Source organism: Actinomadura sp. NPDC023710 (assembly GCF_040639875.1).
GTDB classification, from domain to species: domain Bacteria; phylum Actinomycetota; class Actinomycetes; order Streptosporangiales; family Streptosporangiaceae; genus Spirillospora; species Spirillospora citrea.
Window position 1 is genome coordinate 69145 of record NZ_JBFAGB010000007.1, and the last position, 26379, is coordinate 95523.

Genomic DNA, 26379 nt, shown 5'->3' on the forward strand with positions numbered 1-26379 from the left:
ATGTGACGCTGCCATGACGATGAAGCTGGACTCCTGGCTGCTGGAGATCCTGGCCTGCCCCAACTGCGGCGGCGACCTGCGCGCCGACGAGGAGGCCGACGAGCTCGTGTGCACCGGCTCCTGCGGCTACGCCTACCCGGTGCGCGACGACATCCCCGTCCTCCTCGTGGACGAGGCCAGGACCCCCGCCCCGTGAGCGTGTCCCTCGACCCCTCGCGGCTGGAGAGCGCGGAGGCGGCCGAGGCGGCGGATCCCGGCGGGATGCTCCGGCAGGTCGCCTCGTCGGCCGCTCAGGTGCGGGAGGCGCGGCGCGCCGCGGCGGAGGCCGGCGTCTCCGGGCTGGCCGAGGACGGCCGCCCCCGCGCGGTCGTGGTCGCCGGCACCGGCTCCTGCGCCGTCCCGGGCGACGTGCTCGCGGCGGTGTGCGGCACGGGCTGCGCCGTCCCGATCTCGACGGTGCGCGGCCACCGGCTGCCCGGCTGGGTGGGCGCGGCCGACCTGGTCATCGCGGTCTCGTCCTCGGGAGCCGCCGAGCAGACGCTGGAGGTCGCCGCCGAGGCCGCCCGGCGCGGCTGCCACCTGCTGGCCGTCGGCGGGGAGGACTCGCCGCTGGCGGACCTGGCCGGCAGGAGCCGCGGCGTCTTCGTGCCCGTCCGGTCCGCCGGGCGGCCGCGCTCCACCCTGTGGGGCCTGACGGTCCCCCTGCTCCTGGCCGCGCGGGCGCTGCGGCTGGCGGACGTCCCCGACGCCGTGCTGGAGTCCACCGCGGTGCTGCTGGAGGACGTCGCGCACCGGTGCCGTCCGTCCAGCGAGCCGTTCGTCAACCCGGCCAAGCGCATCGCGCTCGACCTGGCGGGCGACGTGCCGCTGGTGTGGGGCACCTCCGACGTCTCCGTGGCGGCGGCGTACCGGATGTGCTGCCAGCTCAACGAGAACGCCAAGTACCCGGCGGTCTTCGGGGAGCTCCCGGAGGCCGGCCAGAACCAGGTCGCGGTGTTCGACGGCTTCTTCGCGCGGGCCGGCGCCCCTGCCGACCCGGACGACTTCTTCCGCGACCGGTCGGACGAACCGGAGCACGGCCTGCACCTGGTCACCCTGCGGGACGCGGTGGAGGATCCGCAGGCGCGCACATGGGCCGAGGCGTCCGCCGCGCTGGCCCGCGCCCGGGGCGTGGCGCTCACCGAGATGCGGGCGGAGGGCGACCATCCGCTGGAGAGAATCGCGTCGCTGATCGCGTTGGTCGACTATGTCACGGTTTACTTGGCTATCGCGCTCGGCGTGGATCCTGCGTCCGAGCCTGCCGTCAAAGAGTTCAGAGCGAGGATTGCGTAGATGAGTGCTGAGGGTGGAACGAAGGCCATCGTCGCCGCGTTGGCCGCCAACCTCGGGATCGCGGCGTCGAAGGCCGTCGCGTTCGCGTTCACCGGTTCGTCGTCGATGCTGGCCGAGTCCATCCACTCGGTGGCCGACTCCGGGAACCAGGGGCTGCTGCTGCTCGGCCGCAAGCGGTCCGAACGCGACCGGACGCCCCAGCACCCCTTCGGGTACGGGCGCGAACGCTACTTCTACGCGTTCGTCGTCGCGGTCGTCCTGTTCACCGTCGGCGCGGCGTTCTCGCTCTACGAGGGCTACCACAAGATCTCCCACCCGGAGGAGGTCAAGTCCCCGGTCTGGGCGTTCGCGGTGCTGATCATCGCGATCGGCCTGGAGACGTTCTCCTTCCGCACGGCGATCAAGGAGTCGAACGAGGTCCGCGGCGAGCAGTCGTGGTGGGCGTTCATCCGCCGCGCGAAGGCCCCCGAACTTCCGGTGGTCCTGCTGGAGGACCTCGCCGCCCTCGTCGGCCTGTTCCTCGCCCTGTTCGGCGTCTCCATGGCGGTGGCCACCGGCGACGGCATCTGGGACGGCGTCGGCACCGTGGCGATCGGGCTGCTGCTCGGCGCGGTCGCGACGATCCTGGCGATCGAGACCAAGAGCCTGCTGATCGGCGAGGGCGTCGACCCGCAGACCGAGCGGCGGATCATCGAGGCGCTGGAGTCGGTGGACGAGGTCGACCACCTCATCCACATCAGGACCGAGTACATGGGCCCGGACGAGCTGCTCATCGCCGCGAAGATCGCCGTCAACCACGACGACACGGCCGCCGACGTGGCGCGCGGGATCGACGCGGCGGAGGCGAGGGTCCGGGCGCAGATCCCGGAGGCGAAGCTCATCTACCTGGAGCCGGCGCTGTCCGAGGCGTCGCGCACGCACGCCGTGGACGCGCAGCGGCCGGAGACCCCCACGTCGTCCTGACCGGGGACATTCCGCGCGGCCCGTCCCACGGGCCGCGCCCGGACATGGGACCCCTCGCCGGGCGGCCGCCGCAGGCGCCGACCGAACCCCAGCCCAGGCGAGACCGGCGAGTGCCTCCGAAGAGGCGAGCCGCGGCCGTCCGGCGAGGTGCTTTCCCATGCCGCCCCGCCCGGACCCCTGAAACCGGGCGGTTCTGGTGTGACCGCGGCGGCCCCCGCCGAACCCCCTACGTCGGCGATGGCCACCGTCGCGGTCACGGTTAAGACACTACGTTCGCGGCTCTCGTTCGCACGTCCCCCTCAAGGAGGGAACGCGGGTGGTACTCCAGGCGGACCCCGGCGATCTGCATACACCCGCGCGGTGAGGCCGTGGCCCGCCTCAGCGGTCAGTATGGAGGGGTGACCACCGATGACAAGGCTCGGACCGGACCCGACCCCGCGGGGTTCGGCCCAGCCGTCGCGCACCACGCGTGGCGGCTGTCCGGCCGGATCGTGGCGGGGGTCGGGCAACTGCTGCTGTGGATCCTCACCGGCATCGGGACGCTCCTGCGCCCGCTCGCGGTCAGGCTCGGCGCGCGGCTGAACGGCGGAGCGGGACGCGGCCCCGGGGGCCCGCCAGGGCAGACGGCGCCGCTGCCCCGCTGGCTCAACACGTGGCGGGAGGTCGTCGGCGCCTGGTACTTCGCGCCGCTGACCGGGTTCGCCCTGACGATCGCGGCGCTGGCGGAGCTGGCGCCGCGCGTCGACTCCCCGATCAGCCTGGCGGGCGGGTTCGCGGTCGCGGCGACGCTCCCGCTCGTGTGGCGCCGGGAGAATCTGCGCGCCGTCGCGGCGGTCGTGCTCAGCGCGGTCGCGGCGAGCCTCCTCACCGGGCAGCTCCTGCTGGTCACGACGAGCTTCGCGGCCCTCTACACGCTGTACGCGCTGGGACGGAGGCTGCCCCGCCAGTCCACCGGGGTGCTCGCGGTCGGCAGCGTGGCCGCCCTCGGGGTCGTCTACCTCGCGACCGGCACGCTCGACGACATCCCCTGGCCCGCGCCGATCGTCGCCGTCCTCGCCGCCATCGGGCTCGGGGACGCGCGGCGCGTCGTGGAGTCCGCCGGCCGGACCGAGGCCGAGGCCGCCGAGCGCACCAACGAGACCCTCACCCGGCTCACCGCCGTCCAGCGGGAGCAGGCCGTCATGCGGGAGCGCGCCCGCATCGCGCGGGAGCTGCACGACGTCGTCGCGCACTCCGTCTCCATGATCGCCGTGCAGGCGGAGACGGCCCCGTACACGATGGAGAACCTCTCGCCCGAGGCCCGCGCCGGCTACACCGAGATCGCCAAGACTGCCCGGGACGCGCTGGTGGAGATGCGGCGGCTGCTCAGCGTGCTGCGCGCCGACGCCACACCCGAACCGGAGGCGGCGAACTCGCCGCAGCCGCGCCTGGACCGGCTGCCCGACCTGATCGAGCAGCACCGCGGCGCCGGAGGCCATGTCGACCTCGCCGTGCACGGCGACCCGCGCGCCCTGTCCACGACGGTGGAGCTGTCGGCGTACCGGATCGTCCAGGAGGCGCTGACCAACGCGCGGCGGCACGCGCCCGGGGCGGGCGTCCGCGTCGACCTGACGTTCCTGCCCGACCGGCTCGCGGTCCGCGTCCAGGACAACGGCGCCTCCGCGGCCACCCAGGTCCTGAACCCGCGGGATCCCGGTTCCCGTACAGGTGGACCGAACACCCCGGCCCCGGCCCCGGCCGAGGCCGGGCGCACGCGGCTGGAGACGTCCGGCTCGGGTGGCGGGCACGGCCTCGTGGGGATGCGGGAACGTGCGACCATGCTGGGCGGGCGGTTCTCCGCCGGCCCGGCCACCCAGGGCGGGTTCCTGGTGGAGGCCGAGCTTCCGGTGACGAGTGAGGGGAATTCCATCCGTGGAAACGGTTCGCAGGCGCCGCCCGGCCGCCCCTGACCCCGCCGTCCCCCCGCCTCCGGGGCGGCCGCTGTGATCAACGTGCTGATCGTCGACGACCAGACGATCGTGCGGGCCGGGTTCGCCGCCCTGCTCGCCGCCCAGGACGACATCACCGTGATCGGCGAGGCCGGCGACGGCCGCGAGGCCGTCGCGCTCGCCGAGCACCGCCGCCCCGACGTGGTCGTGATGGACATCCGGATGCCCGGCATGGACGGCATCGAGGCCACCCGCCGCATCCTCGCGCTGCCCGGCTCGGAGAACGTCCGGGTGCTGGTCCTCACCACGTTCGACGTGGACGAGTACGTCTACGAGGCGCTCGCCGTCGGCGCCAGCGGCTTCCTGCTGAAGGACGCGACCGCGGACGAGCTGGTGTCGGCGGTCCGGGTGGTGGCGCGCGGCGACTCCCTGCTGGCCCCGCAGGTCACGGGACGGCTGGTCCGTGAGTTCACCAAGCAGCGGCGCAACCGCCCACAGGCGCCGTCGGAGCTGTCGACGCTGACCGCCCGCGAGACCGAGGTGCTCGTCCTGATCGCGGGCGGGCTGTCCAACGGCGAGATCGCGCAGCGCCTCTTCGTCAGCGAGCACACGGTGAAGACGCACGTGGCACGCGTCTTCACCAAGCTGGGCCTCCGCGACCGCGCCCAAGCGGTCATGCTCGCCTACGAATCCGGCGTAGTGGTCCCGGGAGAGAGCGGAAGCTGACTCTCCCCCCACCGCCTTAGCCACCTCTTCAACCCCGCGACAACCTGAGTGATCGCGATCGCGTCCGAAGGCAGATTCGAGCGAAGCAAGAATCTGATCGCGCAGCGAGCCGCAAGGCGAGCCGGAGCGATGCCAGCGATCGCCCGCAGTGCCCGACGATGGAGGGCCGCCAGGCCCGAAGGAGGAGGGCACCGCCATAGGCTCAGCGGCGCAGGAGGCGCATGGCCTTCTCCTTTTCGAAGTCCAGGGCTCGGGTGGGCGGGGCGGAGAGGCGGCCTATGCGCTCGCCCAGTTCGCGCACGTGGGCCTGGACCTGGGGTTCGGCAAGGACCCGCAGGCCGAAGGCCAGTTCGGCGGGGCCGATGTCGTAGCGCTTCTCCAGAGCCAGGGCCAGCGCGACGGCGCGCAGTTCGGCGTCCCCGAAACGGCGATGGCCGCCTCCCCGCCTGGTGAGGGCGGCTTCGCGGGTGACGGGCAGCAGCCCGAGGGCCTCGCGGTACCGGAGCATCCGGGGCGAGGTGCCGAGCCGCCGGGCGGCCTCCGTGATACGCATGGCGGCAATTCTGACAAATTAGTGTCAGGAAGTCGCCCCCGACCGTGCCTTGGGACGCGCACCGCCCGTAGACTCGCCCCCGTTGACGCGGCCGTGCACTCGCCCGTCACGACCCTCGCGTACCCGACGGCGCGCACATGACCAAGGGAGCAACGAAAGCATGGACTACAAGGTCGCCGACCTGTCGCTGGCCGACTTCGGGCGCCGGGAGATCCGGCTCGCCGAGCACGAGATGCCGGGCCTGATGGCGGTGCGCGAGGAGTACTCCGCCGCCAAGCCGCTGCGCGGCGCCAAGATCATGGGCTCGCTGCACATGACGATCCAGACGGCCGTGCTGATCGAGACGCTGGTCGAGCTCGGCGCCGACGTCCGCTGGGTGTCCTGCAACATCTTCTCCACCCAGGACCACGCCGCCGCCGCCATCGTCGTCGGCAAGGAGGGCACCGTCGACGACCCGAAGGGCGTCCCGGTGTTCGCGTGGAAGGGCGAGACGCTCGAAGAGTACTGGTGGTGCACCGACCAGGCCCTGCAGTGGCCGGACGGCACCGGCCCCAACATGATCCTGGACGACGGCGGCGACGCGACGCTCCTCGTCCACAAGGGCGCCGAGTACGAGAAGGCGGGCGCCGTGCCGACCGCCACCGAGGACGACCCCGAGGAGTGGGGCATCATCCTCGACACCCTGCGCCGCACCATCGCCGACAAGCCCGGCCGCTGGACCGAGGCCGCCGCCGCGATCAAGGGCGTCACCGAGGAGACCACCACCGGCGTCCACCGCCTCTACGAGATGGCGAAGGCCGGCACCCTCGCCTTCCCGGCGATCAACGTCAACGACTCGGTCACCAAGTCGAAGTTCGACAACAAGTACGGCTGCCGCCACTCGGTCATCGACGGCCTCAACCGCGCCACCGACGTGCTCATCGGCGGCAAGGTCGCCGTCGTCTGCGGCTACGGCGACGTGGGCAAGGGCTGCGCCGACGCGCTGCGCGGCCAGGGCGCCCGCGTCATCGTCACCGAGATCGACCCCATCTGCGCGCTCCAGGCCGCGATGGACGGCTTCCAGGTCACCACCCTGGACGACGTCGTCGACCGCGCCGACATCTTCGTCACCACCACCGGCAACTTCAACATCATCACGGCCGAGCACATGGGCCGGATGAAGCACCAGGCGATCGTGTCCAACATCGGGCACTTCGACAACGAGATCGACATGACCGGCCTCGCCAGGACGCCGGGCATCGAGAAGATCGAGATCAAGCCGCAGGTGCACGAGTGGCGTTTCCCCGACGGCCACTCCATCCTCGTCCTCGCCGAGGGCCGCCTGATGAACCTCGGCTGCGCCACCGGCCACCCGTCGTTCGTGATGTCCAACTCCTTCACGAACCAGGTCATCGCGCAGATCGAGCTGTTCACCAAGACCGACGAGTACCCGATCGGCGTCTACGTCCTGCCCAAGCACCTGGACGAGAAGGTCGCCCGCCTCCACCTCGACGCCCTCGGCGTCAAGCTCACCGAGCTCACCAAGGAGCAGGCGTCCTACATCGGCGTCCACGTCGAGGGCCCCTACAAGCCCGACCACTACAGGTACTGATTGCCTTTTTCTCCTCCTTCGGGCCTTGGCGGCCCTCCATCGTCGATAAAAGCGGCGATCGCTGGCATCGCTCCGTCTCGCCTTGGCGGCTCGCTGCTGTGCCTATGGCAGTGCCCTCCTCCTTCGGGCCCGGAGGGCCCTCCATCGTCGGGCACCGCGGCGATCGCTGGCATCGCTCCGTCTCGCCTTGGCGGCTCGCTGCGCGATCAGATTCTTGCTTCGCTCGAATCTGCCTTCGGACGCGATCGCGGCCACCCAGGTTGTCGCGGGGTGGCTGCGGTGGCTGAGGTCGCTGCTTTGTGGTGATCGCTGGCATCGTTCCGTTTTGGTTGACGGTTGGGCTGGGGGAGTGGGCTTGTCTTGCGGCTGCCGGGCGGGGGGTCCCCCGTCCGGCAGCTACTTCGTGAGGGTGTGGTGATGAGCGATATCGCGGATCGGTCGTTGGCGTATGAGGGCGTCAAGCGGATCGAGTGGGCGGATCGGAGCATGCCGGTGCTGCGGCAGATCCGGGAGCGGTTCGCCGCCGAGCGGCCGCTGGACGGGTTGAAGGTCGCGGCGTGCATGCACATCACGACCGAGACCGCCGGGCTCATCCGCACCCTCCAGGCGGGAGGTGCGAGCGTGGCGCTGGCGGCCTCCAATCCGCTGTCCACGCAGGACGACACCGCCGCGGCGCTGGTGGAGGAGTACGGGGCCGAGGTGTTCGCGCGCGCGGGCACCGACCGCGAGGGGTACTACGCGCACATCCACCAGGCACTGGAGACCGAGCCCGACTTCGTCCTGGACGACGGGTGCGACCTGGTCAACACCCTGCACACCGACCGGACGGATCTGCTCGGCACCGTGAAGGCGGGGTGCGAGCAGACGACGACGGGCGTCATCCGGCTGCACCAGATGGCCCGCGAGGGCGCGCTGAGGTTCCCCGTGGTCGCCGTGAACGACACCGACACCAAGCACATGTTCGACAACCGGTACGGGACGGGCCAGTCGACGCTCGACGGGATCGTGCGCGCGACGAACACGCTGCTGGCCGGCAAGACCGTGGTCATCGCGGGCTTCGGCTACTGCGGGCGCGGCCTGGCCGAGCGGGCGCGCGGCCTCGGCGCGCGCGTCGTCGTCACCGAGATCGACCCGGTGAAGGCGCTGGACGCGACGATGCAGGGTTTCGCCGTCCTGCCCATGGCCGAGGCCGCCGTGGAGGGCGACGTCTTCATCACGGTCACCGGGAACCGCGACGTCGTGAACGCCGACCACCTCGCCGTGATGAAGGACGGGGCCATCCTCGCGAACTCCGGGCACTTCGACGTCGAGATCGACGTGCGGGCCCTCAGCGACATGGCCGTGGAGGTCCACCACGGGATCCGGCCGCAGACCGACGAGTACGTGCTGGCCGACGGGCGGCGCCTGGTGCTGCTGGCGGAGGGCCGTCTCGTCAATCTGGCAGCCGCGGAGGGGCATCCGGCGGCCGTGATGGACATGTCGTTCGCCGACCAGGCCCTCACGTGCGCGTGGCTCGCCACGGCCCACGCGTCGCTGTCCCCGGCCGTCCACGACGTGCCGAAGGAGATCGACACGGAGGTCGCGCGGCTCAAGCTGGACTCGATGTCGGTCTCCATCGACCTGCTGACCCCGGACCAGGAGGACTATCTGCACTCCTGGCGCATCGGATCCTGAGCCGTGCCGGCCGGGACGTACCTGCATCTCGACGGGGGGCTCGAGGAGCGCTTCCAGTGCGCGCCCGGGCCCGCCGGGTGGCGGTACACCTCCGCGCGCTCCGACGGCGTCCGCGTGGACCTCGTCGTGGACGCGCGCTGGCGCCAGATCCGCGTCGAGGTCGTCACGCCCGGCTGGTGGGTGCGCGGCGGCGTGACCGGACGCGCGCTGGCCTGGGTGCGCGCGGCCGGGGAGACGGGCACCGAGCACAGCGAGCGGGCGTCGGGCTTCCTTCACGACTCACCGGGGTTCCTCGTCGCCGTCGCCCGTTCCCTGGAACTGGACGAGGGCGCGCAGACCGATGTCCGCCTCGTCCGGTTGAGCGGGACGTCGCTGTCGGCGCTGACGGCCCTGTGGCGCTGGCGGCTGGCGGGGACGTCCGTCCACGAGACGGAGACCGGGCCGCTCTCCGTCTCGGAGTACGAGGTCACCGATCTGTCCACGGGCGAGGTCGAGTCGGTGCACAGGGCCGGGGACGTCGTGCTGGCCGCGCCCGGGATCGAGCTCACCGCCCTGGAGTCCCCGCCGAACCTGCCCTGACCAGGCATGCGGTATCTTCTCGTACTCGTCCGACAAGATCAGGTATGGGGGTTGTGGCGGTGTACGGGCAGGTGCCGGAGGGGCAGGGGCAGGCGCAGGGACACGGCCAGGGGCGGCCGCCGATGAGCGGCCCGCCGATGCCCGGCCCGCCGATGCCCGGTCCGTTTCCGCCCGCCGGGCCGCAGGGCCCGCCGCCGGTGAAGCGGCCCTCGCCGGTCGTGTGGGCGGCCGTGGCGGTCGCGGGCGTGGTCGTGCTGGCGGGCGTGGCCTTCCTGGCGCTCCACGGGACGGGCGCGCCGACCGGCCCGGTGAAGGCCGAGCAGTGCGTGGACACCGGGTTCGGGATGGACGACGGCAAGAGGATCCCGCCGAGCCTCCGGGTGAGCTGCGACGACGCCGAGGCGAAGGCCAAGGTGGTGAAGGTCGTCGGCAAGAAGGAGGCGTCGGCCTTCCAGTTCGGCTCGCGTGCCGAGCCCGACTGCCCGAGCGGCACGGACGGCTTCACGAACGTCCGCGCCGAGAAGGAGGACAAGACCTACTACGAGGCGTGCGTGCGCAACCTCAAGGGCTCCCACCCGGGCGACCCCGGCGCGGGCGGGGCGTTCCTCTCGGCGGGCGACTGCGTGAGCAGCGGCTCCATCGGCTTCGGCAAGGAGCAGCCGTGCTCCGAGCCGGACTGGTACGGCAAGCTGATCGCGCGCGTCGGCGCGGAGAGCGCGTGCCCGGCCAAGACGCTGGAGACCATGAAGATGAGGTCCTTCGGCGGCGGGAACGTGGCGGACCCGGTGCTGTGCCTGGGCGCGGGCGGCGGCGTGCTGTCCCCGGGCGACTGCATCGAGGATCCGTCGTTCAACGTCGGTGATCTCGACAAGGCCCAGTGCGAGTCCAGCGACGCCATAGCGAAGGTCGTCGGCAGGGTGGCCACAACGAAGGAGTGCCCGGCCGAGGCCACCGACTACATGACGAGCGAAGGTTCCTTCCGGCCGGTGCTGTGCCTGAAGAAGCTGCGCCCGACGCTGACCGAGAAGCTGCGCTCGCTCCCGGGCTAGGGCCTCACCGTGAGGGTGTGGGACGGTCTACCGGGGTCGGCCCACACCGACAGGACGTGGCGCGTCGCGTCCCAGGTCGTCCGCCACGTCCCGTCCGGGTCGGTCGAGGTGACCTTCGGGGTGGACGGGAACCAGATCTCCGTGGGGCCTGCCACGCCGGGCTTGTTGCGCCAGGTCACCGTGAGCGTGCCCGACGCGTGGGCGACGTTCGTGAGCGTGCCGGCGACCGCCCGCGGGTAGGGCCGGGCGAGCAGTTTCGCGAAGAGGGTCGGCTCGCCCTTGCCGTCGGTGACTCCGGAGGAGCCCGGGTCGTTCGACCAGTACGCCCAGCCGATGCCGAGTTCGTCCGCCATGGAGAGCCAGTCGCCGGTGAAATCGGCGGCGCCCGGAGCGTCCTGCCCCATGCCGCCGACCTCGCCCAGCCACATCGGCGCGTTCATGCGCCGTGCGGCGGCGGGCATGTTCCGCTTCCAGAGCGTGAACTGCGCTTGGACGAGCATCTTCGCCACGCCGTCGTATGAGCCGCCCAGGTCGACCCCACCCGGATAGAAGTGCGGCGCAAGGACGATCCGGGGCCCACCGGGGCGCGGGTCCCGGACAGCACCCAGGGAGGTCTCCGCGCCCTCGTTCGGGCCGAGCGCCTGCGGTTCGACGAACACCCAGTTGTCGCCGTCCACCTCGCGGATCGCGTTGACGACGCCCTGGTAGAAGGGCGTCAGGATCGGGCCTTCGAAGAAGCCGAACTGGCGCGTCCCGCCGAACGGCTCGTTGATGAGGTCGTAGCCCAGTACGGCAGGGACGCGGGAGAAGCGTTGCGCTACGTGCTCCCACATCGCGGTGTAGCGCCGCACCAGTTCCGGGTGCTTGCCGGTGTTGTTCCAGAAGTTGTCGTAGGCGCGCAGGATGGCGGGCTGGAGATACGTCAGCACCCATGGGTCCTGCGGTGTGCAGGGCAGTCCGTCGGTGAAAGTGGCCCAAGCCGGGGCGCCGTTACCGGAACCCTCGCACGCGGCCGGACCGTAGATGTCCTGGTGCATGTCGAGGATGACGTGCATGCCCTGCTCGCCGTACCAGGCGACACGTTCGGCGACGTCGTCCAGATAGGCGTCGTCGTAGTGACCGGGCTCCGGCTCCACGTTCTTCCACTGGACCAGGTACCGGACGGAGTTCGTGCCCAGATCCCGAGCCTCCCGGACGACGTCCTCCCGCTTCACCCAGGGCAACCCGCCCGGACCCTTGGCGCTGCCCGCGGTGTTGAGGCCGTGCAGGAGGAGGGTCCTGCCCTGGTCGTCGGTGATGGCGGGCAGCGGCGCGGTCTCCGCGTGTGCGGGCGCCGTGGCCGAGGCCGGCGGGGTCAGGGTGAGCGCCGCGAGGACGACCCCGCCGAGGGCAGTACGGACGCGCATGCCGCCTCCTGAACCTGAAATTTCTTCGGATTCTAGGAGTTCCGGCTGCTATTGACAATCTTGTCAGTAACCCGGATGCGGGCGCTGCGGCGGCGGACCGCCGGCGGGCCCCGCCGGATACGGCACGGGCGGCCGGGGTGCGTTCAGCACGTTCTGGTACGGCCCGGCGCCGTAGTCGTTCGGCGGAAGGAACCGCGGCCGGCCGGGCTGGGGAGCACTGAACGGCGGCGGAGCGGGCGGCCCCTGCCGCGGCGGGCCGTAGGGCGCGGGCCCCGCCATCGCCATCGCCGGGACGGGCACGGGGGCGGTGCCCCAGGCGGGAAGGCCCAACCGGCGCATCCGGCGCGCCCGGCGCTCGGCGAGCCGCAGCTCCTCGCGGTGGCGGCGCTCGGCGAGGACGGCCGACAGCAGGATCTCGGGCCGCACCCCCGGCGGCGGTGGCGGGCTCACCACCACGACGACCTGCGAGGCGATCCGCTGCCCCAGCGAGTCGCGGACTTCCGGCAGCAGCTCCCAGAACCGCGACAGGTACTGCCGGGCCGTCATCGCCAGCTCGTCCGACAGCATGGACAGCTCCAGGTTCCGCGCCCACCAGGCGAGCTGCGGCGGCATCACCGCGACGGGACCCAGCAGCGCCGACGCGGGCACCCGCTCCTGGATGACGATCGTCCCGGCGAACAGGTCGCCGAGCCGCTTGCCGCGCCGGTTGCAGAACGACGTGATCAGCGCGGGCGAGCCGTAGAACATCCAGAACTCGACGAACCCGGCGAGCGCCCGCACCAGCGCCTGCCGGAACCGGACCGGCCCGCCGTCGTCGCCGACGACGCGGAGCCCGACGGCCATCTTGCCCAGCGTCCGCCCCCGCGACAGCGTCTCGAACGCGCAGGGATACCCGACGATCACCGCGACGACGGCGAGGAGCGTCAGCCCGACCGTCCAGGCGTCGTCGGCCACCAGCGAGGTCATCGCCGTGACGTAGACGACGATGTTCAGCAGCACCATCTGGAAGAGCAGGTCGAGGAGGATGGCGCAGGCCCGGCTGGCCAGTCGCGCGACCCGGATGTCGAGCGCGACGGCCTCGCCGGTGACGAGATCGGCCATGTCCTGTCCCTCCAACGCGGGCGGATTGACCATTGTGCCGGTTCGGCGGGCCGAGGCGTTAGTCTCGCCGGGTGGACGTCGACGCCTACGTGGCCGCGCACAACGCCGAATGGCTGCGCCTCGAACGGCTCATCAACCGCAGCCGCAGGCTGACCGGCGCGGAAGCCGACGAACTGGTCGATCTCTACCAGCGCACGGCGACGCACCTGTCGGTCGTCCGCTCCAGCTCGCCCGACCCGCAGCTCGTGGGGCGGCTGTCGTCGCTGGTGGCGCGCGGCAGGGCCGCGGTGGGCGGCGCGCAGGCGCCGCTCTGGCGCGACGTCACCCGCTTCGCGACCGTGTCGTTCCCGGCGGCCGCGTACCGGATGCGGTGGTGGTGGCTCGGCAGTGCCGTTCTCGGCAACCTGTTGTCGCTCGCCCTGGCGATCTGGGTCGTGCACAGCCCCGACGTACAGGCGACCATCGGGACGCCGGACGAGATCCGCGAACTCGTCGAGCACGACTTCGCGAACTACTACACCGAGCACTCCGCGTCCTCGTTCGCGTTCCAGGTGTGGGTCAACAACGCCTGGGTGTCGGCGACCGCGCTCATCTTCGGGATCCTGCTCGGCATCCCGACCGTCTACGTCCTGCTGCTGAACCAGGTCAACCTCGGGATCAGCGGCGGCCTGATGTTCGCCTACGGCAAGGGCGGGGTGTTCTTCGGCCTGATCCTCCCGCACGGCCTGCTGGAGCTGACCGCCGTCTACCTCGCCTGCGCCGGGGGCCTCAAGCTCGGCTGGACGATCATCGACCCGGGCCCGCGCCGCCGCGGCCAGGCCCTCGCCGAGGAGGGCCGCGCCGCCGTCAGCATCGCCCTCGGCCTCATCGCGGTGCTGCTCGTGTCCGGCCTCATCGAGGGCTTCGTGACCGGCTGGGTCCACATCACCTGGCTGCGCATCACCATCGGCGTCATCGCCGAGGCCGCCTTCCTCGCCTACGTGATCGTCCTGGGCCGCCGCGCCGTCCGCCAGGGCGAAACCGGCGACTCCGACCTCCACCCGGATCTCGCGCCCGTGTCTGGTTGATTTTGCTTTTTTCTCCTCCTTCGGGCCTGGCGGCCCTCCATCGTCGATAAAAGCGGGCGATCGCTGGCATCGCTGTGTTTATTGCAGTGCCCTCCTCCTTCGGGCCTGGCGGCCCTCCATCGTCGGGCACCGCGGGCGATCGCTGGCATCGCTTCGTCTCGCCTTGCGGCTCGCTGCGCGATCAGGTTCTCGCTTCGCTTGAACCTGCCTTCGGACGCGATCGCAACCATTGAGGTTGTTGCGTGGTTGCGCTGGGGCTCTGCCCTGAACCTGCCTTTGACGCGATCGCAGCCGTGGGTTGTTGCGTGGGTGCGGTGGGCTCTACAGCCTTCCTGCGGCTTTCAGGGCCAGGTAGGCGTCGGCCAGGGCGGGGGCTATGGCTGACGGTGGGGCGTCCACCACTTCTACGCCGTGGCCTCGTAGTTCGGCCGTCAGGCGGCGGCGTTCGGCTCGGGCGCGCTCGGCGGCGGCGGCGTCGTAGACGGACGCGAGGTCGCCGCGGCCCTCCGCCATCTCCGCGACCCGCGGATCCGACACCGCGGCGATCATGACGAGGTGCCGGGCGGTGAGGCGCGGCAGCAGGGGCAGCAGCCCCTCCTCGATCGCGGCGGTGTTCAGATCGGTGAGCAGCACGACGAGGCACCGCTGCCGGACGCGCGCCATCAGCGTCGACACCATCCCGGCGGCGTCGCATTCGAGCAGCTCGGGGTCCAGCGGCGCGAGGGCGTGCACCATCGCGGGAAGCAGGTCGGTGCGGGAGGCGCCCTCCACGCGGGCGCGGACGCGGCGGTCGTAGGCGAGCAGGTCGACGCGGTCGCCGGCGCGGGACGCCAGGGCGCCGAGCAGGAGCGCCGCGTCCATCGAGCAGTCGAGCCGGGGGATGTCGCCGACGCGGCCCGCGGACGTGCGGCCGGTGTCGAGGACGAGGTAGATGCGGCGGTCGCGTTCGGGGCGCCAGGTCCGCACGACCACGTCGCCGCGCCGCGCCGTGGCGCGCCAGTCGATGGACCGGACGTCGTCGCCGTCCACGTACTCGCGCAGGGAGTCGAACTCGGTGCCCTGCCCGCGGATCAGCGCGACGTGCGCGCCCGTGAGCTCCCGCAGCCGGGCGAGCTTGGCGGGCAGGTGGCGGCGGGACGGGAACGCGGGCAGCGCCCGGACGCTCCAGGGCGCGGGACGCGAGAGCTGCCGCGCGGCAAGTCCGAGCGGCCCCACGGAGCGGACGACGACGGTGACGGCCTTCCGGTCGCCGCGGCGGGTCGGCGTCAACGTCATCTCGACGCGGCGCCGTTCCCCGGCGGGCACGTCCACCCTCACCATGCGGGGCGTGGCGCCCGCGCTGGGCGGCCACACGTCCCGGAGCCGGGCCTTGAGGCGCCGCCGGCCGAGGTTCTCCACGATCAGCGACACCTGGGCCGTCTCGCCGAGGCGCACGTTGGTGTCGCCGGCGCGGTGGAAGCGCAGGGCCCGCACGTTCCCCGCCAGGGCGAGGTCGGCGGTGACGCCGAGCAGCAGGGCGCCCCACAGCGCGAAGAGCGTCCACCAGCTCGGCGCGAACAGCGGGACGATCGCGCCGAGGAGGGCCAGCAGCCCGAGACGCCCGGTCAGCGCCATCAGCGCGGGGCGGGGACGTGGGCGAGGATGCCCTCCAGCACGCCGTCGGCGGTCGCGCCCTCCAGTTCCGCCTCGGGACGCAGCTGGACGCGGTGCCGCAGCGTGGGCCTGGCCAGCGCCTTCACGTCGTCCGGCGTGACGTAGTCGCGGCCCGACAGCCACGCCCAGGCGCGGGACGTGGCCAGCAGCGCCGTCGCGCCGCGCGGCGACACGCCGAGCTGGAGGGACGGGGACTGCCGGGTGGCCCTGCACAGGTCCACCACGTAGGCGGCGACCTTGGCGTCGAGGTGCACGGTCCTGACGGAGGCCTGCCCGGCGGCCAGCTCGGCCGCTCCGGCGACCGGCTTCACCTCGGACAGGTCGCGGGGGTCGAACCCGGAGGCGTGCCGCTGGAGCATGGAGATCTCCTCGTCCCGCGTGGGGACGGGCACCGTCAGCTTGACCAGGAACCGGTCGAGCTGGGCCTCGGGCAGGGGATAGGTCCCCTCGTACTCGATCGGGTTCTGCGTGGCGCACACCACGAACGGGTCGGGCAGAGGACGCGCGGTGCCCTCCACCGAGACCTGGCGTTCCTCCATGGCCTCCAGGAGGGAGGCCTGCGTCTTGGGAGGCGTCCGGTTGATCTCGTCGGCGAGCAGGAGGTTGGTGAAGACCGGACCCTCGCGGAACTCGAACTCCGCCGTCCGGTTGTCGTACACCAGCGAGCCGGTCACGTCGCCCGGCATCAGGTCGGGGGTGAACTGGACACGCTTGAAGTCCAGGTCGAGGGCCCGCGACAGCGTCTTGATCAGCAGCGTCTTGGCCGTGCCGGGGACGCCCTCCAGCAGCACGTGGCCGCGGCAGAGCAGGGCGATCACCAGCCCGGTCACCACGGAGTCCTGGCCGACGACCGTCTTGGCGACCTCACCGCGCAGGGCCGCGAGCGCCGCGCGGGCCGTCTCGGCCTGGCGCCGGGCTTCCTCGGAGATCATGCCCGGCCCCGCGCCGCCGGGGGCGCCGCCGGGCACGTCGTCCTTCCCGAGCTCTACAGGGGGGTTCAAGACTGGCGTACCTGCCTTTCCAGGTCGTCGAGGACGTCGGTGAGGGCGATCAGCCCGGCGTCGTCCAGGGGTTCAGGACCGTACAGGGCCGCTCCGACGTACGTCTCGTCGTACGCCGTGCGACGGGCGACCGCCACGACGATCTCCTGTGCGGCGGAGGGGTCCTGTGCGCTGCTGCGGGGGAGTCCGAGGAGCGGCACGAGCCGTTCGCGGGCGCCGGAGCGCAGCGCGTCGGAGGCCCGGTCGCGGGCGCGACCGGCGCGGTACAGGCGGGCGAGGCCCTCGACCGTCTCGGCGGACCGGACGACCACGGGCAGCGCCTCCGCCACGACCGGGCCGAGGCGGCGGGCCCGCCACAGGGCCACCAGCAGCACCGCGACGAGCAGTTGGAGGACGAGCAGCTTCACGCCGAACGGCAGCAGATCGCCGAGCGACCGCTGCCCCGCTCCGGAGCCCTTCTCGGGCAGGTCCGGGGCGAGCCAGACCGCCGACGTGCCCGCACCGGCCAGGTTCATGCCGAGGGCCGCGTTGCCCTCCTCGGTGAGCCGCCGGTTCGTCAGCGGCGCCGTCGAGCCGAGCACCGTCACGGTGTGCGCCCCGGTGCCGACCTGGACGAGTCTCGCGTCGCCGTAGTCGGTCCGGTAGCAGGCCGTGCCGGCGCCCGCGACCTCGTAGGTCTCGGACTCGTGGAAGTCGACCGGCCCCGCGAGCGACGCCACGGGCAGGTTGCAGCGCGGTCCGGCGATCTCCTCGAACGACGGGCCCCGCCTGCGCACCTGCGGGGCGAACGCCTCCAGCGCGAACGACGTCGGCCGGACGAGCAGCACATCCGCCGGGACGCCGCTCAGCCGGGCGAGGTCCTCCTCGGTGAGCCGCTCCGTGCGGGTCACCACCAGGATCGTGCCCGGCCCGGCCGCGCCGAGGGCGTCGCGGGTGTTCCGGGCCACCGTCACCGGCGTGCCGTGCTGCCGGAGGATCTCCACGAGCGCCCGGCTGCCGTCCTGCTTCGGCGACTCCGGGTCGAGCGCCTCGGCCGACGCGGAGGGGCGCAGCGCGGCCAGCACCACCGCGACCACGATCATCGCCAGGACCGCCGCGACGACGCCGCGCGCCGACCGCCAGCGGCGCCCCGCGACCTGCCGGGCGGACGCCTCCGGGGCGGGCCGCGCGTCGCGCGGAGGGGAGGCCGTCACCATCGCGGCCCCCCGTCGTCGCCGGTTCCGGCCAGGGTGAGGTCGTCGGACTCCAGCGGCTTCGGCCGCGCCGCGCGCAGCCGCTCGTCCAGTTCCTTCATCCGCGCGTATCCCTCGGGTGTGCCCGGCCGGTCCCCGTACCAGACGTCGTCGAAGATCCGCACCCCCGCGGCCAGCTCGCCGGCCAGCTCCGGCACCGCCTCGCCCGCCTCGGCCGCCAGCTCGTCGGCGGTCCGGCCCGGCCGCGCCGACAGCACCGCGCGCTCCTCGAGGTCGCGGGCGATGGCGCGCAGCCGCTCCCGGATCGCCTCGGCCCACCGCCCGGCCTCCGCGTGCAGCTCCGCCGCCTCCCGGTGGTCGAGCGCCGTGGACGGTGCGTCCTCCAGCAGCGGGTCCTTGCGGGAGCGCGGGTTCCGGCGTCCCCACATCAGCCACACCACCAGCGCGACCGCGACCAGCACGACGGCGACGACGATGGCGATGGACGTCCACCCGCCGCCGCTGCCCTGCGACTCCGGGGCGGGCGCCTTGTCGAACAGGTGGCGCAGCCACTCGGCGAAGTCGTCCCAGGCCCGCTCCAGCCAGGACGGCTTGTCGCGCTGGTAGATCTGCTTCTCCAGCTCGCGGCGGGCCATCTCGCGGGCCTCGTCGCGGCCGATCGGATCGAGAATCATGTGCCCGCCCCCGTCCACGGACGTGCCGGTGCAGGGCCGGCCTGCGCCGGGCCCGTCCGCCACAGGCCGATGAACCCCTCGTCCTGCTCGCCGGCGCCCTGCTCTCCGGCGGTTCCCCGCTCCCCGGCGGCGACGGCCGCGGCCGAACGCCCCCGGGTGCGCAGGTCCAGGTCGAAGCCCTCGCGGCGCATGCGCCGGTCCATGTAGAGCAATGCGATCACACCCGCGTCGAACGGCATCACCACGGACCAGCTCACGATCCGGCCCACGGTGTCCACGGCGAGCGCGCCCATCGTCGCCCCGCTGCCGGAGGAGTCGTCAAAGAAGATCAACTGTGCGAACAGGAACGGGATCCGCAAGGCGAAGAAGCCCATGAACACGGTCACGAGCATGGCCAGCAGGAGCGTCCCGCACGTCCGGAACCAGCGCCCCTTGGAAAGGGTCATCGCGCGGCGCAGCGCGCCGCCGACGGTCTGCCGCTCCAGGACGACCGCGGGAACCGCCTGGACGAACAGGATGTACAGCCACACCATCAGCCCGATGCCGAGGGGGAAACCGAAGAGCCCCGCGAGCACCGCGAACGCCGGGCGCTCCCCGGCGGCGATCAGGAGGAGGAACGGGACGAGCGGCAGGACCAGCGCGCCCAGCGAGACGCCCATGACGGCCGACGCCGTGGCGACCAGCCGTCCGAGCCGCGGCCGGGCGTCCCGCCACGCCTGCCTCGGCGCGATCGGCAGTCCCAGCAGCTCGCGCCCCAGGATCGGCGCCACCAGCCCCGCCAGCAGCAGGATCCCGAACGCCGACAGCACCAGCCCCAGCAGCGACAGGGTCAGCTGGGCGCCCAGCGACTCCATCAGCAGGTCGGGGGTGACCTCGTCGCGGGCCTCGTCGCCGACGAAGAAGTACGCGGCGACCGAGCTCGTCACCTGGATCACCGTGCTGACCGCCACCGACAGGCCCAGCGTGGCGCGCGGCCTGCGCCGGATGCCGGCGATCGCGCCGTCCAGCATCTCCGAGATCGACAGGGGACGGAACGGGACGCCCCGCGCCACATCGGTGGCGCCGGCGTCGTCGTCCCAGCCGTCCGGTCCCGGCATCCCGTCTCCCTGCGCTCTTCGGCGGGTCGGCGGCGCGTCCGATCTGGCCCGATCCGGGCCGGTACGCGGCCGCCGGTCAGGTCATCCTGTCACGGGCGCGGCGTAGATCTTGCGCTGGTTTCGGGAGTCGCGCCTACGATGGCGAGTCGCCCGGACGATGCGGAGGAGCGCCGTACGACGCAAACGCGGGTAACCTTGCACGCCAAGGCATAACTCTCCCTGGCGAGGTGGCGCCGGAGCATCGCGCCCCACTCCACCGAACCCCGACTTGTGACGATGAGGGCCATGAGAGGACGTGTACTGGTCGTCGACGACGATCTCGCGCTCGCCGAGATGCTCGGCATCGTGCTGAGGGGCGAGGGCTTCGAGCCGTCGTTCGTCCACGACGGCGACAAGGCGCTGGAGGCGTTCCGGGAGACCCGGCCCGACCTCGTGCTGCTCGACCTGATGCTGCCGGGGGCCGACGGCATCGACGTGTGCCGGCAGATCCGTGCCGAGTCCGGCGTGCCGATCGTCATGCTGACCGCCAAGAGCGACACGGTGGACGTCGTCCTCGGCCTGGAGTCGGGCGCCGACGACTACATCGTCAAGCCGTTCAAGCCCAAGGAGCTGGTGGCGCGCGTGCGCGCCCGCCTGCGCCGCACCGACGAGCCGGCGCCCGAGACCCTGCAGATCGGCGACATCACCATCGACGTCGCCGGCCACTCGGTCAAGCGCGGCGACCGGCACATCCCGCTCACCCCGCTGGAGTTCGACCTGCTGGTCGCCCTCGCCCGCAAGCCCCGCCAGGTGTTCACCCGCGAGGTGCTGCTGGAGCAGGTCTGGGGCTACCGGCACGCCGCCGACACGCGGCTGGTGAACGTGCACGTCCAGCGGCTCCGCGCCAAGATCGAGAAAGATCCGGAACGGCCCGAGATCGTCGTCACCGTGCGCGGGGTCGGCTACAAGGCCGGCCCGGCCTGAGGCCCGTCCCGCCGTCCGCCGCGATCCCCGTGACACGCCGATGACCGACCAGCGCCCTTCCGTACCGCCGCGCCGCCTCGCGGACCTCCCATGAACGTCGACATGAGGAGGGCGAAGCGGTTCGTCCGGCGCGGGCTGGGCGCGGTCCGCCGCGTCGTCCAGGGCGCCGCGGGCGCCGGCTACCTGCGCTGGCGCCGGTCGATCCAGGTACGCGTCGTCACGTCCACCCTGTTCATCTCGGCGATCGTGGTGGCGATCCTGGGCGCGTTCCTCATGCAGCAGGTGTCGTCCGCGCTGATGGACGGCAAGGTCAAGGCGGCCCGTCTCCAACTGGACGACGGCCTGGCGCAGGTCCAGCGCGACCTGGGCAACTCCACCGGCGACGGCAGCAGGCTGAACTCGACGATCGACCGGCTCAAGGCCCGCAGCGGGCCCTCCGGGCTCTACGAGGTCTACATCCGCGACACCACCGAGCAGTACTTCGACGGGTACACCACCAACGAACTGCGCCAGGAGAGCGTCCCCAAGCGGCTCCGCGAGGAGCTGAAGAACGCGCCCGCCGGGTCCCGCGCCTACACCTACGGCAGGCTCTCCTACATCGGAGACCGCGCGGACGAGCGCGGCCTCATCGTCGGCGGCAAGACCGGCCAGTTCGAGCTGTACTACCTGTTCCCGCTGACGCAGGAGCAGCAGACCCTCACCAACGTCAGCCGCTCCCTGGCCGGAGTGGGCATCGTCCTGGTGCTGCTGCTGGCCGCGATCGCCTCCCTGGTCACGCGGCAGGTCGTCATCCCGGTGCGGCTCGCGGCCCAGGGCGCGCAGAGACTCGCCGCCGGACGCCTCGAAGAGCGCATGCGGGTCCGGGGCGAGGACGACCTGGCCCGGCTCGCCCGCTCCTTCAACGACATGGCGGCCAACCTCCAGGAGAAGATCGGCGAGCTGGAGGACCTGTCGCAGGTGCAGCGCCAGTTCGTCTCCGACGTCTCCCACGAGCTGCGCACGCCCCTGACCACCATCAGGATCGCCGCGGACATGCTCTACGAGAACCGCGACGGCTTCGCCGACCCGTCCGTCGGGCGGTCCGCGGAGCTGCTGCAGAGCCAGCTGGAGCGGTTCGAGTCGCTCCTGGCCGACCTGCTGGAGATCAGCCGCCACGACGCGGGCGCGGCGACGCTCGACGCCGAGTCCCTCGACATGCGCGACCTCGTGCTGCGGGTCGTCGGCGACATCCAGGGCCTCGCCGAGCGCAAGGGCAGCAAGGTCATCCTGCAGCTGCCGGGCGAGCCCTGCCTGGCCGAGGTCGACCGCCGCCGCGTCGAGCGCATCCTGCGCAACCTCCTCGTCAACGCCGTCGAGCACGGCGACGGCGAGGACATCGTCGTCTCCGTGGGCGCCGACCGCGACGCCGTCGCCGTCTCCGTCCGCGACCACGGAGTCGGGCTGAAACCGGGGGAGGGACAGATGGTCTTCGACCGCTTCTGGCGCGCCGACCCGGCCCGGGCCCGCACCACCGGCGGCACCGGGCTCGGCCTGTCGATCTCCCGGGAGGACGCGCAGCTGCACGGCGGCTGGCTCCAGGCGTGGGGAGAGCCCGGCGCGGGCTCCCAGTTCCGCCTCTCGCTGCCGCGCGTGGCCGGGGCCGAACTGCGGGGCTCGCCGCTGCCGCTCGTCCCGCCGGGGGCCGGTGACGCCCGCCCGCTGTTCGCGGAGCTGGAGGCGGGCGAATGAGCCCCTGCGCGGGAACCCGGCGGATCACGTGCCTGCTCGCCGTCGCCGTCCTGGTCCTCGGCGGCGCCGGCTGCGCGAACGTGCCGAGCGGCGGGCAGGTCGTCTCCGGCAAGCCCGCCGAGCGCGCCGAGCGCGTCGACGACCCCTACGTCCGGCTGATCCCGGTGAAGCCGCGCCCCGAGTGGGGCCCCGCCCAGATCGTCTCGGGCTTCCTCTCCGCGTCCGCGAGCTTCGACGACGGGCACAAGGTCGCCAAGCAGTACCTGTCCGGCCAGACGTCCTGGAACCCCGGCCTGCGGCCCTTCGTGACCGTGCTGGCGAGCCGCATCACCGACCCGCACGTGATCAAGTCGTCCGGGAACCAGGCGACCGTCCGCATCACCGGCGAGGAGCTCGGCACGATCACCGCCGACGGCCAGTACACCGCCTCCCCGAAGGCGCTCGACGCCACGTTCCAGCTCTCCAAGACCCCGCAGGGCGTCTGGCGCATCGCCGGCCTCCCCGGTGACGACAAGGCCGGCCTGCTGCTCACCAAGGACGACGTCGAGCGCGCCATGCGCACCGTCAACCTGTACTTCTTCGCGCCCGACCGGCGCACCCTCGTCCCGAACGGCGTCTTCCTGCCCGTGGTGAACCGGCGGACGCTGCCCACCCAGCTCGTCCAGGCCCTGCTGACCGGCCCGACCTCCTGGCTGAACGGCGCGGTCGACACCGCCTTCCCCGAGGGCACCCGGCTCCGCCGCAGCGTGCGGATCGACAAGGACGTCGCGACCGTCGACCTCACGGGCCAGGCCCGCGGCGGCGACGTCGAGCGCATGTCGGCGCAGCTCTCGTGGACGATGCGGCAGCTCTCGGAGATCAAGTCGTGGCGGCTGTCGATCGAGGGGAGGACCGTCGCGCCCGACGGCACGGACGCCACGCAGTCCGTGAACGGATGGGAGGGCAACTCGCCCGACGGCCAGGTGCCCGGCGCGGGCGTCCAGCAGAGCGCCTACGTCGTCGGCCCCTCCGGCTTCCTCGGCACCCTGGAGAGCGACCGCGCCCAGCCCGTCGTGACCGGCGCCGCCGGCCGGCTCACCCGTCCCGCCGTCGCCCCCGACCACCAGGAGTTCGCGGGCCTGAGCGCCGACGAGAGCCAGGTCCTGGTCGCCGGCCCCGTCACCGGCCAGCCCGCGCCCCGCGTCCTGCTGACCGCGCGTCCCGGGGCCCACTTCACCGCGCCGACCTGGAGCCACGACGGCACCCTGTGGATCGTGGAGACGAAGAAGGACGAGTCCTCGCTCTGGGTGCGCAGGCGCGGCGGGCCGCCCGTCCGCGCCGCCCACTGGGGCCTCGGCGGCCGCGAGGTCCTCGCCTTCCGCGTGGCCCGCGACGGCGTCCGCGCGGCCGTGATCGCCCGCGTGGACGGCCGCCCCCAGGTCCAGGTGGGACGCATAGTCCAGGCTTCCGGAGGCGCCCCGGACGTCGGCTCCTTCCTGCCCGTGAGCTCCGAGCTCCAGGACGCCGTCGACCTCGCCTGGCGGGACTACGGCACCCTCGCCGTCCTAGGCCGCGCCAAGCGCGACTCGCAGACCCTCCCGTTCCTGATGCCGATCAGCGGCAGCGCCATCACGTCCCTGGGCGTCGGCTCCCTCGGCGAGCCCCGCACGATCGCCGCCGCCCCCGGCGCCCCGATCCTCATCGGCACCCGCTCGTCCGGCAAGGACCAGGTCTGCCGCCAGCGCTCCCCGAGCAACTCCTACAGCGCCTGGATCTGCCCCACCCCCGCCAAGGACCCCTCCTACCCGGGCTGACGCGCGGATCCGGGCGTACCGCGACACGCCGAAGCGGCGGTATCACCTTGCCCATTGCCCGCCGCGTTGTGATCACTGAGAGTTATCCACAGTTCCGGGAGTGCGGGGCGGTGGCCGGGTGCGCCCGGCATCGTCGAGGGCATGAGTGTTCTCGCCGATCTGATCGACCTGCTCCTTCCGCAACGCTGCGCCGGGTGCGGGCATCATCCGGGGCTGCTGTGCGACGCGTGCGCACGTCCCCTGAGGGCGGGGGCGCGGCCGGCGGGGCAGGCGCCCGCCGGGCTGCCCCCTCCGTGGACCGTGGCGGCCTATGAGGGGCCGCTCCGCACGATCCTGGCCTCCTACAAGGAGCGCGGACGCGCGGCGCTCGCCGTCCCGCTGGGGGAGGCCCTGGCGACGGCCGTCCACGCCGCCCTCCCGTCCGGCCCCGGCCCGCCGGTGGTGGTGTGGGTGCCGTCGGGGCGCAGGGCCGTGCGTCGGCGCGGCCACGACCCCCTGCGGGGGACGGTCGACGTCGCGGTCCGGCGGCTCCGCGCGGGCGGTGTTCCCGTGTCCGCGCTCGGCGCCCTGCGGCAGCGAGGGCGCGTGGCCGACCAGGCCGGGCTCTCGGCCAGGGAACGGGCCGCCAACCTCGCGGGGGCCATCGAGGTGCGCGCCGAGGTCGCCGGGCGCCGCGTCGTCCTGGTCGACGACGTGGTCACGACGGGCGCCTCCCTGGCCGAGGCCGCGCGAGCCCTGCGGGCGGCCGGCGCGGACGTGACCGGGGCGGCCACCATCGCCGCGACGCCCCGGCACCGGTTCTGGTGACGCCGTGTAGTGGAACTTGTCGGGCCTGTGGGGTGTAGGGGGACAGTGTGAAGTTAATCGAGTCACATAAGGACATGGGGCGGCAGGGATTTCGGAAACTCACCGAGGGGTGAGTCCCAGCTGACCTGGGCGGGCGGTAGGCCCGTGAGCGGCGTGCACACGGGGGTTTCACGTCCGTGACGGGGTCCCGGAGAGGCGGCGTAAGACCCCGCTGAGGCAGTCAACGATGACGGTCAGTGAGTTTTTCCTCGCCGCACCCCCCTGACATTCGTGGCGTAAGGGGTTAGCGTTCCTGACATGGCACCCGCCCGGGTCCGTGGTTGCGTTGGATCGCAGTGCCCGTCAGGGGCACGGCAGACGATCCGGCTAGCCGATGCCAGGCGCAGGCGAAACGGCCCACGTAAGGCGACTTCTCGTCGACCGATCACGGTGCGCCTTAGAGGTAAGTCCTGCCCCGTCGTGGGATCCGATATCCCCCGAAACGGGAGAAGGGCAGTAGTGGCGAAAGCGCCGCGAGCCCCTCAGCAGGCGGATGTGGGGACGAAGACCAGGTCGGCCGGGCGGGTGCGACCCACCGTCCTTTGGTACCCGTTCGGGGCTGTCAGGGGCCCCGGAACGGGCATGAACCGTAACCGGGAGAAGGGGGGTCCCACGTGAACATCACCGTGAGGGGCCGGCACACCGACGTCAACGACAGGTTCCGTCGGCACGTCGACAACAAGCTCGCCAAGATCGAGCGGCTCGACCAGAAGGTCATCCGCGTGGACGTGGAGGTGTCAGAGGAACGCAATCCCCGCCTGGCCGACCAGCGCGAGCGAGTGGAGCTCACGATCCGCTCCCGCGGTCCGGTGATCCGCGCCGAGGCCGCCGCCGACGACCGCTACGGCGCCCTCGACCTGGCGCTGGACAAGCTGGAGTCACAGCTCCGCCGCGACGCGGAGCGGCGCAAGGGGCACGGCGCGAAGCACCACGGCGGCAAGGGCCGCGCCAAGCTCGCCACGATGGAGACGCTCCCCGAAACGCTCCCCGCCGTCGGGCCCGAGCCTGTCGAGCCGGCCGCGCAGCCCGTGGAGGCCGAAGCCGAGACCGAGGTGGTCCCCCAGGAGGAGAACCTCGTCCCCATCCCCATGGACGGCGACGGCCCCCTCGTCGTCCGCGAGAAGTTCCACCAGGCCGAGCCGATGGGCATCGAGCAGGCCCTCTTCGAGATGGAGCTCGTCGGCCACGACTTCTTCCTGTACCGCGACAAGTCCACGGGGCACCCCTCGGTCGTCTACCGGAGGCGAGGCTGGGACTACGGAGTCATCAGACTTGTCGAAGAGTGATGCGGTACTCGCGTCACGTCACCGCCCGAACCATGTCATGATCTGAAAAGGCGCATCAGCCGATCCGCGACGCGGCGCGTCCCGGGAACCTCCCGGGGCGCGCGGCGGTTAACCGGGAGACACCCCGGTCTGAAATCCCCCGGGTTCGTCCCCGGACCCCGTAGGTTCCCGAGGAC

23 protein-coding genes are annotated in these 26379 nt (G+C 72.5%); 15 read left to right on the forward strand and 8 right to left on the reverse strand.

Features of this window, described 5'->3' with window-relative positions; translation table 11 throughout:
* Positions 1 to 13 precede the first annotated feature (13 nt).
* From AB0H37_RS10340 to AB0H37_RS10360, 5 genes are all read left to right on the forward strand, one after another.
* A complete protein-coding gene (locus tag AB0H37_RS10340) occupies positions 14 to 196 on the forward strand; it encodes a Trm112 family protein (protein WP_089315918.1) in 183 nt (60 codons plus the stop codon).
* The gene (locus AB0H37_RS10345) at positions 193 to 1332 is read left to right on the forward strand and encodes an SIS domain-containing protein (RefSeq protein ID WP_360612197.1); all 1140 of its coding nucleotides are present in this window, start codon (positions 193 to 195) and stop codon (positions 1330 to 1332) included. Before AB0H37_RS10340 ends, AB0H37_RS10345 begins: the two co-directional genes overlap by 4 nt.
* The gene (locus tag AB0H37_RS10350) at positions 1333 to 2295 is read left to right on the forward strand and encodes a cation diffusion facilitator family transporter (RefSeq protein WP_329085761.1); all 963 of its coding nucleotides are present in this window, start codon (positions 1333 to 1335) and stop codon (positions 2293 to 2295) included.
* 398 nt (positions 2296 to 2693) lie between these two features.
* Complete coding sequence (locus tag AB0H37_RS10355) at positions 2694 to 4244, forward strand: histidine kinase (RefSeq protein ID WP_360612198.1); 1551 nt, start codon at positions 2694 to 2696, stop codon at positions 4242 to 4244.
* A 33-nt stretch (positions 4245 to 4277) separates the two neighbouring features.
* On the forward strand, positions 4278 to 4949 hold the full coding sequence (locus tag AB0H37_RS10360; protein WP_329085765.1) for a response regulator transcription factor: 672 nt from the start codon (positions 4278 to 4280) through the stop codon (positions 4947 to 4949).
* A gap of 202 nt (positions 4950 to 5151) precedes the next feature.
* Here the strand turns inward: AB0H37_RS10360 and AB0H37_RS10365 are convergent, their stop codons facing one another.
* Positions 5152 to 5502, reverse strand: a complete 351-nt coding sequence (locus AB0H37_RS10365; RefSeq protein WP_360612199.1) for a MerR family transcriptional regulator — start codon at positions 5500 to 5502, stop codon at positions 5152 to 5154.
* A 160-nt stretch (positions 5503 to 5662) separates the two neighbouring features.
* Here AB0H37_RS10365 and ahcY (AB0H37_RS10370) point away from each other — a divergent pair, with 160 nt between their 5' ends.
* From ahcY (AB0H37_RS10370) to AB0H37_RS10385, 4 genes are all read left to right on the forward strand, one after another.
* Entirely contained in the window at positions 5663 to 7093 is a 1431-nt protein-coding gene (gene ahcY, locus AB0H37_RS10370; protein ID WP_360612200.1) for an adenosylhomocysteinase, read from the forward strand.
* Positions 7094 to 7510: 417 nt separating this feature from the next.
* Positions 7511 to 8767: an adenosylhomocysteinase gene (gene ahcY / locus AB0H37_RS10375; protein WP_329085771.1), complete on the forward strand. Its 1257-nt coding sequence runs from the start codon at positions 7511 to 7513 to the stop codon at positions 8765 to 8767.
* A gap of 3 nt (positions 8768 to 8770) precedes the next feature.
* Positions 8771 to 9346, forward strand: a complete 576-nt coding sequence (locus tag AB0H37_RS10380) for a hypothetical protein (protein WP_329085773.1) — start codon at positions 8771 to 8773, stop codon at positions 9344 to 9346.
* A gap of 44 nt (positions 9347 to 9390) precedes the next feature.
* A complete protein-coding gene (locus AB0H37_RS10385) occupies positions 9391 to 10395 on the forward strand; it encodes a hypothetical protein (protein ID WP_360612201.1) in 1005 nt (334 codons plus the stop codon).
* On the opposite strand, the gene AB0H37_RS10390 is transcribed toward AB0H37_RS10385, so the two are convergent.
* Positions 10392 to 11801 carry a cellulase family glycosylhydrolase gene (locus AB0H37_RS10390; RefSeq protein WP_360612202.1) on the reverse strand — a complete coding sequence of 470 codons (1410 nt, stop codon included), beginning with the start codon at positions 11799 to 11801 and terminating at the stop codon, positions 10392 to 10394. The two genes, AB0H37_RS10385 and AB0H37_RS10390, sit on opposite strands and share 4 nt — an antisense overlap.
* 63 nt (positions 11802 to 11864) lie before the next feature.
* The gene (locus AB0H37_RS10395; RefSeq protein WP_360612203.1) at positions 11865 to 12902 is read right to left on the reverse strand and encodes an RDD family protein; all 1038 of its coding nucleotides are present in this window, start codon (positions 12900 to 12902) and stop codon (positions 11865 to 11867) included.
* Positions 12903 to 12973: 71 nt separating this feature from the next.
* Here AB0H37_RS10395 and AB0H37_RS10400 point away from each other — a divergent pair, with 71 nt between their 5' ends.
* Positions 12974 to 13969: a stage II sporulation protein M gene (locus AB0H37_RS10400; protein WP_179837457.1), complete on the forward strand. Its 996-nt coding sequence runs from the start codon at positions 12974 to 12976 to the stop codon at positions 13967 to 13969.
* Between the two features lie 321 nt (positions 13970 to 14290).
* Here AB0H37_RS10400 and AB0H37_RS10405 read toward each other — a convergent pair whose 3' ends face one another.
* The 5 genes from AB0H37_RS10405 to AB0H37_RS10425 all read right to left on the reverse strand — a co-directional run bounded on the left by AB0H37_RS10405 (position 14291) and on the right by AB0H37_RS10425 (position 19587).
* A complete protein-coding gene (locus AB0H37_RS10405; protein WP_329085779.1) occupies positions 14291 to 15583 on the reverse strand; it encodes a DUF58 domain-containing protein in 1293 nt (430 codons plus the stop codon).
* Positions 15583 to 16554: a MoxR family ATPase gene (locus AB0H37_RS10410; RefSeq protein WP_179839053.1), complete on the reverse strand. Its 972-nt coding sequence runs from the start codon at positions 16552 to 16554 to the stop codon at positions 15583 to 15585. The genes AB0H37_RS10405 and AB0H37_RS10410 overlap by 1 nt, the downstream gene beginning before the upstream one ends.
* A gap of 65 nt (positions 16555 to 16619) precedes the next feature.
* Positions 16620 to 17819: a DUF4350 domain-containing protein gene (locus AB0H37_RS10415; RefSeq protein ID WP_360612204.1), complete on the reverse strand. Its 1200-nt coding sequence runs from the start codon at positions 17817 to 17819 to the stop codon at positions 16620 to 16622.
* Positions 17813 to 18490, reverse strand: a complete 678-nt coding sequence (locus tag AB0H37_RS10420; RefSeq protein WP_229810002.1) for a DUF4129 domain-containing protein — start codon at positions 18488 to 18490, stop codon at positions 17813 to 17815. The genes AB0H37_RS10415 and AB0H37_RS10420 overlap by 7 nt, the downstream gene beginning before the upstream one ends.
* Positions 18487 to 19587, reverse strand: coding sequence for a hypothetical protein (locus AB0H37_RS10425; protein ID WP_360612205.1), 1101 nt, complete (start codon positions 19585 to 19587; stop codon positions 18487 to 18489). Before AB0H37_RS10425 ends, AB0H37_RS10420 begins: the two co-directional genes overlap by 4 nt.
* A 285-nt stretch (positions 19588 to 19872) precedes the next feature.
* Between AB0H37_RS10425 and mtrA the strand changes: the two genes are divergently transcribed.
* The 5 genes from mtrA to raiA all read left to right on the forward strand — a co-directional run bounded on the left by mtrA (position 19873) and on the right by raiA (position 26203).
* Positions 19873 to 20550, forward strand: a complete 678-nt coding sequence (mtrA, locus tag AB0H37_RS10430; RefSeq protein ID WP_021598338.1) for an MtrAB system response regulator MtrA — start codon at positions 19873 to 19875, stop codon at positions 20548 to 20550.
* A 90-nt stretch (positions 20551 to 20640) separates the two neighbouring features.
* A complete protein-coding gene (gene mtrB / locus AB0H37_RS10435) occupies positions 20641 to 22278 on the forward strand; it encodes an MtrAB system histidine kinase MtrB (protein ID WP_229810001.1) in 1638 nt (545 codons plus the stop codon).
* Positions 22275 to 24071 carry an LpqB family beta-propeller domain-containing protein gene (locus AB0H37_RS10440; RefSeq protein ID WP_329085799.1) on the forward strand — a complete coding sequence of 599 codons (1797 nt, stop codon included), beginning with the start codon at positions 22275 to 22277 and terminating at the stop codon, positions 24069 to 24071. The genes mtrB and AB0H37_RS10440 overlap by 4 nt, the downstream gene beginning before the upstream one ends.
* A 141-nt stretch (positions 24072 to 24212) precedes the next feature.
* A complete protein-coding gene (locus tag AB0H37_RS10445) occupies positions 24213 to 24878 on the forward strand; it encodes a phosphoribosyltransferase family protein (RefSeq protein WP_360612206.1) in 666 nt (221 codons plus the stop codon).
* A 653-nt stretch (positions 24879 to 25531) separates the two neighbouring features.
* On the forward strand, positions 25532 to 26203 hold the full coding sequence (gene raiA, locus AB0H37_RS10450; RefSeq protein ID WP_179837451.1) for a ribosome-associated translation inhibitor RaiA: 672 nt from the start codon (positions 25532 to 25534) through the stop codon (positions 26201 to 26203).
* The last annotated feature ends 176 nt before the right edge of the window (positions 26204 to 26379 follow it).

Excerpts from the sequence above, each read along its gene's own strand:
- mtrB (WP_229810001.1), top strand. The coding sequence starts at position 20,641 with ATGAACGTCGACATGAGGAGGGCGAAGCGGTTCGTCCGGCGCGGGCTG.
- AB0H37_RS10425 (WP_360612205.1), bottom strand. The coding sequence starts at position 19,587 with ATGCCGGGACCGGACGGCTGGGACGACGACGCCGGCGCCACCGATGTG.
- AB0H37_RS10350 (WP_329085761.1), top strand. The coding sequence starts at position 1,333 with ATGAGTGCTGAGGGTGGAACGAAGGCCATCGTCGCCGCGTTGGCCGCC.
- AB0H37_RS10385 (WP_360612201.1), top strand. The coding sequence starts at position 9,391 with ATGGGGGTTGTGGCGGTGTACGGGCAGGTGCCGGAGGGGCAGGGGCAG.
- AB0H37_RS10395 (WP_360612203.1), bottom strand. The coding sequence starts at position 12,902 with ATGGCCGATCTCGTCACCGGCGAGGCCGTCGCGCTCGACATCCGGGTC.
- AB0H37_RS10340 (WP_089315918.1), top strand. The coding sequence starts at position 14 with ATGACGATGAAGCTGGACTCCTGGCTGCTGGAGATCCTGGCCTGCCCC.
- AB0H37_RS10445 (WP_360612206.1), top strand. The coding sequence starts at position 24,213 with ATGAGTGTTCTCGCCGATCTGATCGACCTGCTCCTTCCGCAACGCTGC.
- ahcY (WP_360612200.1), top strand. The coding sequence starts at position 5,663 with ATGGACTACAAGGTCGCCGACCTGTCGCTGGCCGACTTCGGGCGCCGG.
- AB0H37_RS10365 (WP_360612199.1), bottom strand. The coding sequence starts at position 5,502 with ATGCGTATCACGGAGGCCGCCCGGCGGCTCGGCACCTCGCCCCGGATG.
- AB0H37_RS10410 (WP_179839053.1), bottom strand. The coding sequence starts at position 16,554 with ATGATCTCCGAGGAAGCCCGGCGCCAGGCCGAGACGGCCCGCGCGGCG.
- AB0H37_RS10420 (WP_229810002.1), bottom strand. The coding sequence starts at position 18,490 with ATGATTCTCGATCCGATCGGCCGCGACGAGGCCCGCGAGATGGCCCGC.
- mtrA (WP_021598338.1), top strand. The coding sequence starts at position 19,873 with ATGAGAGGACGTGTACTGGTCGTCGACGACGATCTCGCGCTCGCCGAG.
- ahcY (WP_329085771.1), top strand. The coding sequence starts at position 7,511 with ATGAGCGATATCGCGGATCGGTCGTTGGCGTATGAGGGCGTCAAGCGG.
- AB0H37_RS10415 (WP_360612204.1), bottom strand. The coding sequence starts at position 17,819 with ATGGTGACGGCCTCCCCTCCGCGCGACGCGCGGCCCGCCCCGGAGGCG.
- AB0H37_RS10390 (WP_360612202.1), bottom strand. The coding sequence starts at position 11,801 with ATGCGCGTCCGTACTGCCCTCGGCGGGGTCGTCCTCGCGGCGCTCACC.
- AB0H37_RS10405 (WP_329085779.1), bottom strand. The coding sequence starts at position 15,583 with ATGGCGCTGACCGGGCGTCTCGGGCTGCTGGCCCTCCTCGGCGCGATC.
- AB0H37_RS10440 (WP_329085799.1), top strand. The coding sequence starts at position 22,275 with ATGAGCCCCTGCGCGGGAACCCGGCGGATCACGTGCCTGCTCGCCGTC.